Source organism: Nocardia sp. NPDC005998 (assembly GCF_040614395.1).
Lineage (GTDB): Bacteria > Actinomycetota > Actinomycetes > Mycobacteriales > Mycobacteriaceae > Nocardia.
In genome coordinates this window covers 50,615-64,308 of the sequence record NZ_JBEXUI010000023.1, presented here as the reverse complement: position 1 = coordinate 64,308, position 13,694 = coordinate 50,615, and the positions used below count along the sequence as shown (strand labels likewise).

12 protein-coding genes are annotated in these 13,694 nt (G+C 65.8%); 7 read left to right on the top strand and 5 right to left on the bottom strand.

The window, feature by feature from the left end; translation table 11 throughout:
• Positions 1 to 195: 195 nt before the first annotated feature.
• The 3 genes from ABZ293_RS26855 to ABZ293_RS26845 all read right to left on the bottom strand — a co-directional run bounded on the left by ABZ293_RS26855 (position 196) and on the right by ABZ293_RS26845 (position 3,844).
• Positions 196 to 1,338: a cytochrome P450 gene (locus tag ABZ293_RS26855; RefSeq protein WP_355185018.1), complete on the bottom strand. Its 1,143-nt coding sequence runs from the start codon at positions 1,336 to 1,338 to the stop codon at positions 196 to 198.
• A gap of 274 nt (positions 1,339 to 1,612) precedes the next feature.
• Positions 1,613 to 2,785 (bottom strand): aminoglycoside phosphotransferase family protein, encoded by a 1,173-nt coding sequence (locus ABZ293_RS26850; protein ID WP_355185016.1) that lies wholly within the window; start codon positions 2,783 to 2,785, stop codon positions 1,613 to 1,615.
• A gap of 192 nt (positions 2,786 to 2,977) precedes the next feature.
• Positions 2,978 to 3,844 (bottom strand): LysR family transcriptional regulator, encoded by an 867-nt coding sequence (locus ABZ293_RS26845; RefSeq protein ID WP_355185137.1) that lies wholly within the window; start codon positions 3,842 to 3,844, stop codon positions 2,978 to 2,980.
• A 126-nt stretch (positions 3,845 to 3,970) separates the two neighbouring features.
• Between ABZ293_RS26845 and ABZ293_RS26840 the strand changes: the two genes are divergently transcribed.
• The 6 genes from ABZ293_RS26840 to ABZ293_RS26815 all read left to right on the top strand — a co-directional run bounded on the left by ABZ293_RS26840 (position 3,971) and on the right by ABZ293_RS26815 (position 10,314).
• Positions 3,971 to 5,413: a form I ribulose bisphosphate carboxylase large subunit gene (locus ABZ293_RS26840; RefSeq protein ID WP_355185014.1), complete on the top strand. Its 1,443-nt coding sequence runs from the start codon at positions 3,971 to 3,973 to the stop codon at positions 5,411 to 5,413.
• 16 nt (positions 5,414 to 5,429) lie between these two features.
• Positions 5,430 to 5,852, top strand: a complete 423-nt coding sequence (locus tag ABZ293_RS26835) for a ribulose bisphosphate carboxylase small subunit (RefSeq protein WP_355185012.1) — start codon at positions 5,430 to 5,432, stop codon at positions 5,850 to 5,852.
• Positions 5,842 to 6,942 (top strand): AAA family ATPase, encoded by a 1,101-nt coding sequence (locus ABZ293_RS26830; RefSeq protein WP_355185010.1) that lies wholly within the window; start codon positions 5,842 to 5,844, stop codon positions 6,940 to 6,942. Before ABZ293_RS26835 ends, ABZ293_RS26830 begins: the two co-directional genes overlap by 11 nt.
• A gap of 15 nt (positions 6,943 to 6,957) precedes the next feature.
• The gene (locus ABZ293_RS26825; RefSeq protein WP_354956715.1) at positions 6,958 to 8,022 is read left to right on the top strand and encodes a class 1 fructose-bisphosphatase; all 1,065 of its coding nucleotides are present in this window, start codon (positions 6,958 to 6,960) and stop codon (positions 8,020 to 8,022) included.
• A gap of 41 nt (positions 8,023 to 8,063) precedes the next feature.
• Positions 8,064 to 8,942: a phosphoribulokinase gene (locus ABZ293_RS26820; protein WP_355185008.1), complete on the top strand. Its 879-nt coding sequence runs from the start codon at positions 8,064 to 8,066 to the stop codon at positions 8,940 to 8,942.
• A gap of 205 nt (positions 8,943 to 9,147) precedes the next feature.
• Positions 9,148 to 10,314, top strand: a complete 1,167-nt coding sequence (locus ABZ293_RS26815) for a thiolase family protein (RefSeq protein WP_355185006.1) — start codon at positions 9,148 to 9,150, stop codon at positions 10,312 to 10,314.
• A 21-nt stretch (positions 10,315 to 10,335) separates the two neighbouring features.
• On the opposite strand, the gene ABZ293_RS26810 is transcribed toward ABZ293_RS26815, so the two are convergent.
• Positions 10,336 to 10,713: a PLD nuclease N-terminal domain-containing protein gene (locus ABZ293_RS26810; protein WP_355185004.1), complete on the bottom strand. Its 378-nt coding sequence runs from the start codon at positions 10,711 to 10,713 to the stop codon at positions 10,336 to 10,338.
• Positions 10,714 to 10,911: 198 nt separating this feature from the next.
• Positions 10,912 to 12,183 carry a DNA polymerase IV gene (gene dinB / locus ABZ293_RS26805; RefSeq protein WP_355185002.1) on the bottom strand — a complete coding sequence of 424 codons (1,272 nt, stop codon included), beginning with the start codon at positions 12,181 to 12,183 and terminating at the stop codon, positions 10,912 to 10,914.
• 275 nt (positions 12,184 to 12,458) lie between these two features.
• On the opposite strand from dinB, the gene ABZ293_RS26800 reads away from it, so the two are divergent.
• The gene (locus ABZ293_RS26800; RefSeq protein ID WP_355185001.1) at positions 12,459 to 13,658 is read left to right on the top strand and encodes an FAD-dependent monooxygenase; all 1,200 of its coding nucleotides are present in this window, start codon (positions 12,459 to 12,461) and stop codon (positions 13,656 to 13,658) included.
• The last annotated feature ends 36 nt before the right edge of the window (positions 13,659 to 13,694 follow it).

Below are 13,694 nucleotides of genomic sequence, written 5' to 3'. Positions count from 1 at the left end.
TTTGGGCGACAATCATCGCAACGGCGAATTTCGGCTGACAGCCTGCGCGATCAGTCGATCGCCAGTCGGGTGGAGTCCGGGTGTCGTGCCCCCCGGACTCCACCGCCCACCCCTTCCCACTGTCTAAAGCGGGCTCGCTCGTAGTTGTAGAGGCGTACCCCTACATCGGCCGATGTAGGGGTACGGCCGCACCCACTAGCCTCTGGCTGTGTGCGGGTCGGGTGGGCGTACGGGTTCGATGTTCGCGTTCAACGGAAGCGCGGGTGGAAAGGTGACCGGCAGTTCCGTCAGTGCCCGGTGGAACGGCCCCGGCCGCCAGATCGGCGTGCCGTCCCGTTTGTCGAGCCGGATTTCGGGCAGGGCATCGAGGAGCTGGTCGATGGCATCCTGAGCGATCAAATAGGCAAGGGATTGCGCGGGGCAGGCGTGTGGGCCGATGCCCCAAGCCAGGTGGGAGCGGTTACCTGTCAGGTCATCGGTGCGGATGGCAGGGTCGTTGTTGCAGGCTGCCATGCTGATGACGACCGGCTGATTGGCGGGCAGCCACACGCCGTCGACGAGGATCGGCTGGCGAGGGTAGGTGATCAGTAGGTTCGCCAGCGGCGGGTCATCGAACAAGACCTCATCCAAGGCCTCCCGCGAGGACAGATTCCCGCCCAGGACACTGTCACCGAAACGATCGTCGGTGAGGATCAGCAGGAGGGTATTGACGATGAGGTTCAGTTCGAACTCGATGCCCGTGCCGTAGACCTGCGATACATGATGCGAGACCTCCACGTCATCCAGCGCGGCCGGATGCTGTTGCAGGACCGAGGTGATGTCGTTTCCGGGCTCCGTTCGTTTGAGGGTCACCAGATTCATCAGTGCCGCGCCGAGCATCTGGCTGCCTTTTTCGGCATCGACCCCCTCGAGCAGCGCGGCCGTGCCGGCGGCGACCTGCTGCCCGATCTCCGGTGGGCAGCCCAGCATGGAATTGACGACTTCGAACACCAGCGGGTACACGTATTGGCTGATCAGCTCCGCGCGGCCCGCCTGGCAGAAGCTGTTGATCAGGGGGGTCGCGATATTCTCCACGATGTCGTGCATGGCGTAGAGGTCCACGGCGTCGATGCTCGCGGTGATCGCCTGCCGATAACGCACGAAGTCCGTCCCGGTGCTTCTGCTGGCCATGGGACGCCACTCCAGCAGCGGAAGGATCGGACAGTCGGCGGGGACCGTCGCCTGCCAGGCGCGCGGGTCGGCGGGGAAGTGATCGGGATCGTTGAGGATTCGCACCGCGGTGCTGTAGCCGATCACCAGCGTGGCGGGTACGCCCGGCGCCAATTCGACCGGCGCCAAAGAGCCATACTGTCTTCGCATTTCACGATATACATGGTGCGGATCGGCGGCGAACTCCGGCGAGTGCAGCGGTATTCGCGGGCCGTCGGAGGCGATCGGCGAGCCGTGGATGACCGGGCACGACTGTGGGCGCACCTGGGACTGCGGCGTACTCAACAAGAAACTCCAGACTGTTCGTATGCGATGCGCATGGACTACCGAGGCAAGTACTACGCGGGCGACGGTCGGGTGCGGTACCTGACACTCCGCAAGTACCGAACCCCGCCCGACCGGACTAGACGCCGAGGGCTCCCAACGAATCGTGATCGTCGATCGCGGTGGTGATGCGCTTCAACAGCGTCAAACATGTTTCGGTCGATTGCATCTTGGGTTGATACGCCGCACGGCCGATCGTGAAAGCCCATGCCGCATAGGCGAACATGGACTGCTGCCGATACAGCAGCCAGGCGTCGTCGAACGACGGCACCGCACCGCCGGCGTGTCCGAGCTCCTCCAGGTACGCCTTCAACAGCTCGCGGTCCCATGCGCGACGGTCCTCGGGCTCACATCCGGAGTTGACGGCATAGGCGAAATCGTGCGCCCACCCGCCACGCATCACCACTTGCCAGTCGACATACCCCATCCGCCCGTCGCGAGTCAGGTAGGTTTGCCCGATGTGCGGGTCGCCGTGCAACAAGGTCGCGGGAACGTCGTCGGTAGCGATGGTGATGGCCCGCTCGACACCCGCCCACAACCGTTCGCTCTGCCCGTGCAAGGCTTCGGGAACGACCTCTTCCGCCCGGCGCAGGCCTACCTCACAGCGCTTCTTCATATCGATCGCGGCGAGATAAACGTCGAGCATGTAGGCCGGGGTGTTGAGGACCGCGATAGCCGAGTCCTCCCAGAACGTGCCGTGCAGCCGGGCGAGATTGCGGATCAGATCTTCCATCTGGTCACGGGCGATGGGAGCAGTCGGCTCGCTGAACACGGCACCGCGCGTCGCGACGATATCCTCCATGAGCGCGATCGACCGCCACGACGACGGGTCGGAGGCGCCCCAGTAGCCGATCGGGGCCTCCATCTCGAGTCGCGGCCGAAAGTCCCGGAAGAAGCGGGTCTCCCCGTCGATCATCTGTCCGCCGCCGAGCAGTATGCGCTGGCTGAAGGCCGTGGTTGTCTTCGCGAACAGTTCCGTGGGCAATCCCGCCTGAGTGCCCACGTCGTTGTAGTCGACCCGGATCGCGACCCGGGTGGAGGTACCGCGGCTGCCGTTGGACGTGTCGAACGAGAGCACCTCGGCACCGGGAACATCGCGACATAGGACAGCCGTCAGCCACTCGGGAGCGATTCTTTCGCCGGAAACCGGGACATCGTTGATGGACCGCGCCTTCGGTCGGGTGATCTTCTCGCCCAATATATGAGTACCGACGGTGGCGGATCGCCCGAGCAACCAGAGCTTGTGATTCATGCACTTGCCTCGATTCCGGAGTACGACAACACTGTCCCGAGCAGCCGCGAGCGGCCGGGGCCCGCAGACAGTACCCCATTCTTCCGGAAGACGTTGTACAGCAAGAACGTTGCCCGAGTCTCCTGCTCGTCGGCAGGCGCTGCCTGCCCGGTACCCCCGAGCACCGTCCTGAGCGGGTATCCGCCGGTGCGGCTAACCAGCGTGGAAGGCGTGCGGGCCGACTTCGGCGGGGTCGAGGATGTGGGCGAGGAACAGTCGCGTTGTCGGGGTGGGGGTGCGGGTGGTGATGGCGTGCCAGGGGCGATCCATCGGGGTGCCGTCCACCGGGAGTACTTGCAGCAGACCGGACTCCAGATCCTGGGCGAGGGCGTCACTGTGGATGAGGGTGACGCCGAGGCCCTCGCGGGCGGCGGCGAGGACGGCGCCGTGGCTACCCAGAGTAAGGGTGGGCGGGGCGATTTCGAGGCGGTCGATGAGGCTGAGTGTGGCGTCGCGGGTGCCGGATCCGCGGCCGCGCAGCAGCCAGGTGCTGCGTAGCGGATCCGGGCAGCCGGGGGCGCCGACGACGACGAGCTGACTGGGGCGGCGGGCCCGGATGACCAGTCCGGTGTCGCGGGGTGGGCGGCCCGCGATGACGAGATCGGTTTCGTGGTGGTGCAATTCGAGGAACAGCACGTCGCGTGGGTGTACCGACAGACTGAGTTCGATATCCGGATAGCGATTGCGAAAGGATGCGAGCAGTCGCAGCAGCACGTACTCACCCGCGGTGGCGACGACGCCGATCCGGAGCTTGCCGGTTTCGGCGCGACGAACGGCCGCGGAGGCCTCCTTCATCAGGCCGAGGATAGTGCGGCAGTATTCGGAGTAGATGCGCCCCGCCTCGGTGAGCGCGATGCCGCGTCCGGACTTCGCGATGAGCTTCGCGCCGAGCTGCTTTTCAATATGGGCAACGGCCGCGGACACCGCGGCCTCGGTGATATGCAGCTGGGTGGCCGCGCGGCGGATGCTGCCCTGTCGGGCCACGGCCAGGAATGTTTCCATCCGAGCCGCACTCACCATACCCACAATTCGACGGTATCAAACCCTATGAATCCGTTGAGTATTCCGAGAAACAATCAAATTGTTTGTCGTTAACGCCCCGGTCATCCTTGAACTCATCAGGCGTTCACCCGGAGCGGAGGAATGATGACCGAGGTAACCGAACCGAACCGCTGGGATCCGGGTGTGCACTCCTACGCTTCGATGGGCTACTACGCGCCGGACTACGTCCCCAAAGATACCGACGTCCTGGCCGTCTTCCGCGTCACCCCGCAAAAGGGCGTTGACCCGATCGAGGCCGCGGCCGCCGTTGCGGGTGAATCCTCAACGGCCACTTGGACTGTCGTATGGACCGACCGACTCACGGCGCACGATCGCTACCAGGCCAAGTGCTATCACATCGATGAGGTGCCCGGCCGCCAAGGTGAGTACTTCGCCTATATCGCCTACGATCTCGACCTGTTCGAGGAGGGGTCGATCACCAACCTCACCTCCTCGATCATCGGCAATGTCTTCGGATTCAAACCGCTGCTGGCATTGCGCCTGGAAGATATGCGGATTCCGGTGGCCTACGTCAAGACCTTCCAGGGCCCGCCGCACGGCACCGTCATGGAACGCGAGTATCTGAACAAATACGGCAGGCCGCTGCTCGGTGCGACGGTGAAGCCGAAACTCGGTCTGTCCGCGCGCAATTACGGGCGGGTGATCTACGAGGCGTGCAAGGGCGGCCTGGATTTCACCAAAGACGATGAGAACATCAACTCCCAGCCGTTCATGCGCTGGCGCGACCGGTACCTGTTCGCCATGGAGGGCGTCAACCGCGCGGTGGCCGAAACCGGGGAGATCAAGGGCCACTACCTCAATGTCACCGCGGCAACGATGGAGGAGATGTACGAGCGCGCCGAGTTCGCCAAGGAACTGGGCAGCGTCGTGATCATGATGGACCTCACCGTCGGATTCACCGCCATGCAGTCGATGTCGCGCTGGGCGCGGCGCAACGGTGTGCTGCTGCACCTGCATCGTGCGGGGCACTCCACCTACACCCGGCAGAAGACCCACGGTGTGAGCTTCCGGGTGCTGGCGAAGTGGTGCAGGCTGATCGGCGTCGATCATCTACACGCGGGCACCGTGGTCGGCAAGCTGGAGGGTGATCCGGCAACGACCAGGGGTTTCTACGATACGTTGCGGGAGAACCACATTCCTACCAACCCGGGCAACGGCATCTTCTTCGATCAGGAGTGGGCGAGTCTGGGTGGGGTCATGCCCGTCGCTTCCGGCGGTATCCACGCGGGGCAGATGCACCAGCTGCTCGACCTTTTCGGCGATGACGTGGTGTTGCAGTTCGGCGGCGGCACCATCGGACATCCGCTCGGCATCGCCGCGGGCGCGGAGGCCAATCGGGTGGCGTTGGAGGCGGTTGTCAAGGCCCGCAACGAGGGTCGCGACCTGCTGAAGGAGGGGCCGGAGGTGTTGCGCAAGGCCGCCGAGATCTGTCGCCCGCTCGATGTCGCGCTCTCGACCTGGGGCGATGTCACCTTCGACTACACCTCCACCGACGCACCGGATGCCGTGCCGACGGCCAGCCGCTGAACGACAGGACCTTCCCATGTATCTGCGTCACGGAACCTTCTCCTACCTGCCCGAGTTCACCGATGCCGAAATCGCGGCCCAGGTGCGCTACGCATTGCTCAACAATTGGCCGGTGTCCATCGAGTACACCGATGATCCGCACCCCCGCAACGCCTACTGGGAAATGTGGGGGCTGCCGCTGTTCGATCTCGACGAGCCCGACGGCGTGCTCGCCGAGATCGACGCCTGCCGCAATACTTTTCCGCGGCACTACATTCGGGTCCTCGCCTACGATGCCCGCTACGGCAGGCAGACCACCGCATTGAGCTTCCTGGTGCAGCGCCCCGTCGATGAACCCGGCTTCCTGCTGACCCGCACCGAGGGCCCGGACCGGCGGCAGATCTACGGACTGCGGCCGTATGCCGCCGACGACCGGCCGGGTGCCCGCTATGGTGGCTGAACGGTCCAGCGCGGCAAGCGGTTTCCGATTGCACCGGCCGGCCGTCGACGACGGCCGGCCGGTGCGGGCCGTGCCCGCGGACGCACCACCGGACGGCGAGGTGCTGGCCGAAGGCGCCGTGCTGGATCTGACCACCGATATCGCGAGCAACGACGTCGAGGACGTATTGAGCAGGCTCGACGCCGAACTCGTCGGATTGGCGAATGTGAAGCGGCGGGTGCGCGAGATCGCGGCGCTGCTGCTCATCGACCGGGCCCGGGAGCGGTTCGGCCTGCAAGCGTCCCGGCCCACTATGCACATGAGCTTCACCGGCGGCCCCGGAACCGGTAAGACCACCGTCGCATTGCGGATGGCGCAGATGCTGCACGCGCTCGGTTATATCCGCAAACCCAAGGTGCACACGGTGACTCGCGATGATCTGGTCGGCCAGTTCATCGGGCACACCGCACCCAAGACCAAGGAAGCCCTCGCCAAGGCGGCTGGGGGAGTGCTGTTCATCGATGAGGCGTACTACCTGTTCCGCCCGGAGAACGAACGCGATTACGGTCAGGAAGTCATCGAAATCCTGCTGCAGGAAATGGAAAGCGAACGGACCAGCCTGGTGGTGATCTTCGCGGGCTATCCGGATCGGATGGAGAAATTCTTCTCGGCCAACCCGGGACTGTCCTCGCGGGTGGCCCATCATCTGGAATTCAGCGACTACACCCACGACGAATTGGTGCGCATCGCCGAACTCATGGTGGCGCGCGACAACTTCCGCTTCGACGACACCGGATCGGCCGCCTTCGGTGAATATCTCGCACTGCGGATGAGCAGACCTCGATTCTCCAATGCGCGCAGCGTGCGCAATGCCCTGGACCGCTGCCGGTTACGGCAGGCCAAGCGGCTGGTCGAGCTGCGGCGACCGCTCACCAAGGCCGATCTGATCACGCTGACCGACCGGGATGTCTACGGCAGCAGTGTGTTCGGCGGCGCCAACGACGAACCCGGAGGCAGTAGCTTGCGTGACCACGCAGGGCCCCGCGAGTGCCGCCGATCCGACCGAGCAGAACAGCAGCCGGATGGGCCGACCGCCAGGGCGCCCGCGTGACGAGATCGAGAACTCATGCCAGAAGGACTGAAGACCCTCACCCGATACACGATCGAGGAGGAACACCGGCATCCCGGATCGTCCGGTGAATTCTCCGCTCTGGTGAATGTCGTCGCGACCGCGACGAAGATCATCGCCAACCAGGTGACCAGGGGAGCCATTGTCGGTTCCCTCGGCGCCGCCGAACCCGACAACCTGCCGCCGACAGTGCACCGCAAGCTCGACGCCATCGCCAACGACATCATGGTGGCCGAGACCCAATGGACGGGGCATCTGTCGGCGCTGTTGTCCGAGCAGATGACCGATGTCCACCCGGTGCCCGACACGCACCGGCGCGGCAAATATCTACTTGCCTTCGATCCGTTGGACGGATCTTCCAATATCGATGTAAATCTGCCTGTCGGAACGATTTTCAGCATATTGCGGGCCTCGGATGGCGGCCCGCCGAGCGCCGATGACTTCCTGCAACCGGGGGTGCGCCAGGTCTGTGCCGGATTCACCCTGTACGGACCGGCGACAATGCTGGTACTCACCACCGGCAGCGGTGTCGACGGATTCACCCTCGATCGGGAGATCGGGGCGTTCGTGCTGACCCATCCGCGAATGCGAATTCCCGAGGACACTTCGGGTTTCGCGATCAATGCGGCCAATGAGCGCTTCTGGGAGCGGCCAGTGCGCCGGTATGTGCACGAATGCCTCGACGGGGTAGACGGGCCACGCGGGCGGGATTTCAATATGCGCTGGGTCGCATCGTTGGTCGCGGATACCTTTCACATTCTGACCCGGGGCGGGGTGTATCTGTACCCGTATGACACCCGGCGGCCGGGGCGGGTTTCGCTGCTGTACGGCGCCAATCCGATCGCCTACATCGTCGAACAGGCCGGGGGATGGGCGACCACGGGCGGCGATCGGGTGCTGGAGGTGCCGCCGGAGCAGGTGCACCAGCAGGTGCCGCTGATCTTCGGTTCGCGCAATGAGGTCGAGCGGATCGAGCGCTATCACCGCGAGCCCGAGGAAGGGCCCAGCTTCGACAGCTCACTGTTCGGTTCCCGGTCGCTGTTCCGTCCGGCCGGGCGCTGAAGGCCCACACATGAATATTGTCCGGCAATCGAGGAGACGCCATGTCGGTCAAGCATCCCGTCGTCGCCATCACCGGATCATCCGGCGCGGGAACGACCAGTGTCACGCGGACCTTCCAGGAGATATTCCGCCGCGAAGGCATCACTGCGGTAATCGTCGAAGGTGATTCGTTCCACCGCTACGACCGCAACGAGATGAAACTCGCGATGGCCGAGGCGGAACAGAACCACAATCGCACCTTCTCGCATTTCGGCGAGGAGGCGAATCTGCTCGAGGAGCTCGAGACACTGTTCCGCGATTATGGTGAGACCGGCGTCGGCTCGGTGCGCAAATATCTCCACGACGAGTTCGAGGCGAAACCCTATGGGCAACCCGTGGGCACGTTCACGCCTTGGGAGGACCTGGCTCCCGGTAGCGATCTGCTGTTCTACGAGGGACTGCACGGCGCCGCCGTCACCGATACGGTGAACGTCGCGCAATACGCGGATCTGTTGGTCGGGGTGGTGCCGATCGTCAATCTCGAATGGATCCAGAAGGTGATCCGCGATAAGACCGAACGTGGCTATTCCAGTGAGGCCGTCATCGATACGATCCTGCGCCGCATGCCCGACTACGTGAAATACATCTGCCCCCAGTTCTCGCACACCTACGTCAACTTCCAGCGCGTCCCCACCGTGGACACCTCCAATCCCTTCATCGCCCGCACCATCCCCACCGCCGACGAGAGCTTCGTCGTCATCCGTTTCGCCGATCCGAAGGTCATCGACTTCCCCTACCTGCTGTCGATGCTGCACGACTCCTTCATGTCCCGCCCCAACTGCATTGTTGTCCCCGGCGGAAAGATGGAGCTGGCCATGCAACTCATCTTCACCCCGCTCATCCTGCGCCTGATGGACAAGCGCCCCAAGCGTTTTCGCTGATCGAGACTGCTGTCGGTTCGGGTGCCGTTGGGCAGGAATCGGAGTGAGCGCGGCGCGTCGAGGTGATGCGGGGCTGGGAGGCGGGGCCGTGCCCGGATGCGTAGCGAGCGAACTCGGGGATCGCGGGCGTACGCCGGTTCGACGTACAGTGTCCTAAGTTAATCATCGTTCACACGAGCGATCGCAGGCACAGCAAGGAGCCGTCATGACATCCGCAGTCATCGTCGACGTTGTCCGCACACCCTCCGGTAAAGGGAAAACCGGTGGTGGACTTTCGGATGTGCACCCGGCGACGCTGCTGGCCGGGGTGCTGGGGACGCTGATCGAGCGCACCGGCATCGATCCAGCTCTCGTCGACGATGTGATCGGCGGTTGCGTCACCCAGAGTGGCGAGCAGGCGTTCAACATTTCGCGCACGGCGGTGCTGGCGGCCGGGTTCCCGGAGTCGGTGCCCGCGACCACCGTCGACCGGCAGTGCGGATCCAGCCAGCAGGCCGCGCATTTCGCGGCGCAGGGAGTGATCGCCGGGGCCTATGACATCGCGATCGCCTGCGGCGTGGAGTCGATGAGCCGGGTGCCGATGTTCTCCAATGCCCAGGACAAGGACGCCAGCCGCGCCCCGCTGGCCCACCGCTTCCCGGAAGGCCTGATCGGACAGGGTATCGCTGCGGAGATCATCACCCAGCGCTGGAAGCTGGACCGGGAGACCCTCGACGCCTTCGCCGCCCGCTCGCACCGACTCGCCGCCGAAACCGCCGCGGCCGGTGGCTTCGACAACGAACTCATCCCCGCGGGCACCCTGACCGCCGATGAGACCATCCGCCCGGGCACCACCGTCGAAGGGCTGGCCGGTCTGCGCCCCGCCTTCGCCGATGACGAATTCAAGGCGCGCTTCCCGGAGATCGAATGGTCGATCACTCCCGGCAATTCCTCACCGCTCACCGATGGCGCCTCCGCCGCGCTGATCATGAGCGAAGACAAAGCCAACGCCCTCGGGCTGCGCCCGCGTGCCCGCTTCCACTCCTTCGCGGTCACCGGTGACGACCCGCTGCTCATGCTCACCGCCGTCATCCCCGCCACCCGCAAGGCGCTCGCCAAGGCCGGTCTCACCATCGACGAGATCGACACCTACGAAGTGAACGAGGCCTTCGCCCCCGTCCCGCTGGTCTGGCAGCACGACCTCGATGCCGACCCCGCCAAACTCAACCCCCGCGGCGGTGCCATCGCCCTGGGCCACCCGCTCGGCGCCTCCGGCACCCGCATTCTGTCGACCATGGTCAACCACCTCGAACAGTCCGGCGGCCGCTACGGGCTGATGACCATGTGCGAAGCGGGCGGCCTGGCCAACGCCACCATTATCGAGCGTCTGTAGATTCCGTTGCGCCGCTGATGATTACAGCTCGCCCTGTTCGCGGCGCCGATCCAGGTCGCGCTGGCGCTCTTCCTCCTGGCGGCGGGCCTCGCGGCGTTGGGATTCGGCGCGTTCGCGCAGGCCGCGGAGGAAGGCTTCGTCATCGTCCGGATTCTGCGGAACGTGGCGGCCTGGGCGGTCGTATTCGGCATAGCGGGTGGTTGAGCGCGGGCGGGCCTCATCGAGGGGGCGGCCCGCGAACAGCCACAGCAGCGCGCCCACGGTCGGCATCAGGATGACGATGATGAGCCAGCCCATTTTGGGGAGATGGCGGATGCCCGCGTCCGGGCAGGTGACGATGTCGACCAGGCAGTAGACCCACAGGGCCAGGGTGATCAGGCCGAGTATCGCGTAGGGCATCGGGAACTCCTCGGGTTCGCGGCATGGCTGCGGGCCTGTTCTTCCGCGGTTTCCGAAGTTCGATGCTCACCCCCCGTCGAACCGGCCCGCATGGAGGATACACGGTGTGGGCGGGCCTGTTCGGGCGCTCGGTCGGCCGGACCGGGCCACCGCATTTCTTGCCAGCATGTGTGCGTGCGCCTTGTCGACCGATCCGAATCAGTCCGGTAGCAACGGAACTGAGAGACCTTCGCCGCGGCCGATGAGGGCGGCGCGGGTGACGGCGGCGGAGCCGAAGCGGCGGCGCAGGTCGTCGAGGGTGGCGTCCAGGGTGTTGGTGGCGCGGGGCGCCAGGGGCAGGGTGAGTTGGACGGCATTGGCATTGTCGAGATTGGTCAGGGCCAGGCCGATCAGGGTGAGGCCGCGCTCCTGGATCATGGGCATCGCGGTGCCGAGCAGGGTGCGGGCAGCCTGCAGGATCGTCTCGGTGTGGTCGGTCGCCTCGGGCAGCGTGTGTGAGCGGGTGGCGCGGGTGAAATCGTCGAAACGCATGCGCAGCACCACGGTTCGACAGACGCGCTCGGCCGCACGCAGTCGGCGGCCGAGGCGGTCGGTCAGGCCGTGTAAGTAGGCCTCGATCTCGTCGGGCGGGCGGTACCTCCTGCCGAGTGCGCGTTGGGCACCGATGGAGCGGCGGCGGACGCCGGTTTCGACGCGGCGCGGATCGCGGGCCCACGACAGTGCGTACAGGTGCCGGGCGGCAGCGGGTCCGAGGATCGAGCGCAGCGGCGCCTCACCGAGTTCGGCAAGTTGGCCGATCCGGGTAATGCCGTGTTCGTGCAGGGTGCGGGAAGTGACCTCGCCGACGCCCCAGAGTCGTTCGACCGGCAGCGGATGCAGGAAGTCGAGTTCGAATTCCGGTGGCACCAGCCGCAATCCGTCGGGTTTGGCGACCGCGCTGGCCACCTTCGCGAGGAATTTTGTGCGCGCGATGCCGACCGAAATCGGCAGCCCGACCTGATCGCGCACCGCAGCCCGCAGCCGCCGCCCGATCTCGATGGGTTCGCCCGCGATCCGCCGCAGCCCGCCCACATCGAGAAATGCCTCGTCGATGGAGATGCCCTCGACCACCGGTGTGGTGTTGTGGAAGACCTCGAAGACGGCCCTACTCGCCTCGGCGTAGGCCGACATGCGCGGCGGCACGACTACGGCATGCGGGCAAAGCCGCAGCGCCGCAGCACCATTCATCGGCGTGCGCACCCCGAACGCCTTCGCCTCATAACTGGCCGCGAGCACCACCCCGCCGCCGACTATGACCGGACGCCCGCGCAGCCGAGGGTTGTCCCGCTGTTCGACCGAGGCATAGAACGAGTCGAGGTCCGCATGCAGAATCGACGCCTCGGCCCGCGCCTGGATCCGCGGCCGACCCGACCGGGCGCGAGCACCGTTGACCTGGGGCTGCGGTGGGCGAACGAACTCGGACACGAACATATGTTCGCATAGACCGGTGTCAAGCGCGATGGTCCTATAGACCGTGGAACCCAGGTTGCGCATGGCCGTCCAGTTGCTCGCGATAGCCGCATGCTCCCGGCGGCACCGCTTCAATGCACCCGCATGCCGAGTTCAGGAGCGTGGACACGATCTCCGCTGCACCGATGAATTTTGTGTGGATCTGTCGTCGATACCTCTGGATACACCGACAGTGGTGGGTCAGTGCAGGAGTAAACGATCCGGACAGTGATCCGGACGAGTGAGCAGGAGGCGCAGTGAGTGGTACCAGGGTGTTGGTGGCGGGGGCGAGCATCGCGGGGCCCGCGCTGGCCCACTGGCTGCGCCGGCGGGGGGCCGAGGTGACCGTGGTGGAGCGGGCCCCCGAGCTGCGTCCCGGTGGGCAGGCGGTGGACGCGCGCGGGGTGGCCAAGGAGGTCATCCGGCGGATGGGGTTGGACGGGGCGGTGCGTGCGGCCTGCACCGAGACCGCTGGCGCGCACACCGTGGACGCGGACGGGAACGTGCTGGAGACCTACCGCGCGGACGACGACGGCGGCGACGGGTACATCTCGGAGATCGAGATCCTGCGTGGAGACCTGTCCCGAGTGCTCCACGACGACACCCGCGACGGTGTCGAGTACGTCTTCGGCGACCGGATCGCCGAGCTCACCCAGGATGCGGACGGGGTCGATGTGGCCTTCGAGGGTGGCGACCAGCGGCGCTTCGACCTGGTGGTCGGGGCGGACGGGCTGCACTCGGCGCTTCGTGCGATGGTCTTCGGGCCGCGCGAGCGGTTCGTCCGCCACCTCGGGCACGTGCTGGCCTTCTACAGTGTGCCCAACGAGTTCGGGCTGGACCGCTGGCTTGTCGACTACCAGGAATCCGGGCGCTCCGCCGGCCTGCGGCCCATCCAGGACGCCACCCGGGCGATGGCCATGTTTTCCTTCCCCGCGGCCGACCTCGACGTCGACTACCGTGACGTCGCGGCCCAGAAGCGCCTGCTGCGCGCGCGGATGGCCGACCTGGGCTGGTTGACCCCGCGCATCCTCGCGCACCTGGACGACACCCCGGACTTCTACCTTGACCAGGTCGCCCAGGTGGTGATGGACCGCTGGTCGAGCGGACGGGTGGTGCTGCTCGGGGACGCGGCGTTCAGCTCCTCGCCGATGTCTGGGCAGGGCACCGGGCTGGCCTTGGTCGGCGCCTACCTGCTGGCAGGAGAGCTGGCCGCCGCCGGGTGGGACCCGGAGGCCGGGTTCGCCGGCTACGAGGGGCGGATGCGCTCGTTCGTCGAGGCCAACCAGGAGATCGGCCGGTTGAACGCGCGCAGCCGCGACGTCCCCGGGCCGGACGCCGAGCCGAACATCGATTTCGGCAGTGAATGGTTCACCGAGCTGGTCGAGCGTGCGATCAACGGCGTCGAGCTGCCCGACTACGCGGGGGTGCCGGACTCCGGGGCCCCGGCCAAGCCGTAGGTGTCACATAACGTGTCGAGAGGGACGACGCTTCGG

Coding starts and splice junctions, on each gene's coding strand:
- ABZ293_RS26850 (WP_355185016.1), bottom strand. CDS start 2,785: ATGAATCACAAGCTCTGGTTGCTCGGGCGATCCGCCACCGTCGGTACT.
- ABZ293_RS26845 (WP_355185137.1), bottom strand. CDS start 3,844: ATGGTGAGTGCGGCTCGGATGGAAACATTCCTGGCCGTGGCCCGACAG.
- ABZ293_RS26840 (WP_355185014.1), top strand. CDS start 3,971: ATGACCGAGGTAACCGAACCGAACCGCTGGGATCCGGGTGTGCACTCC.
- ABZ293_RS26835 (WP_355185012.1), top strand. CDS start 5,430: ATGTATCTGCGTCACGGAACCTTCTCCTACCTGCCCGAGTTCACCGAT.
- ABZ293_RS26830 (WP_355185010.1), top strand. CDS start 5,842: ATGGTGGCTGAACGGTCCAGCGCGGCAAGCGGTTTCCGATTGCACCGG.
- ABZ293_RS26825 (WP_354956715.1), top strand. CDS start 6,958: ATGCCAGAAGGACTGAAGACCCTCACCCGATACACGATCGAGGAGGAA.
- ABZ293_RS26820 (WP_355185008.1), top strand. CDS start 8,064: ATGTCGGTCAAGCATCCCGTCGTCGCCATCACCGGATCATCCGGCGCG.
- ABZ293_RS26815 (WP_355185006.1), top strand. CDS start 9,148: ATGACATCCGCAGTCATCGTCGACGTTGTCCGCACACCCTCCGGTAAA.
- ABZ293_RS26810 (WP_355185004.1), bottom strand. CDS start 10,713: ATGCCCTACGCGATACTCGGCCTGATCACCCTGGCCCTGTGGGTCTAC.
- dinB (WP_355185002.1), bottom strand. CDS start 12,183: ATGTTCGTGTCCGAGTTCGTTCGCCCACCGCAGCCCCAGGTCAACGGT.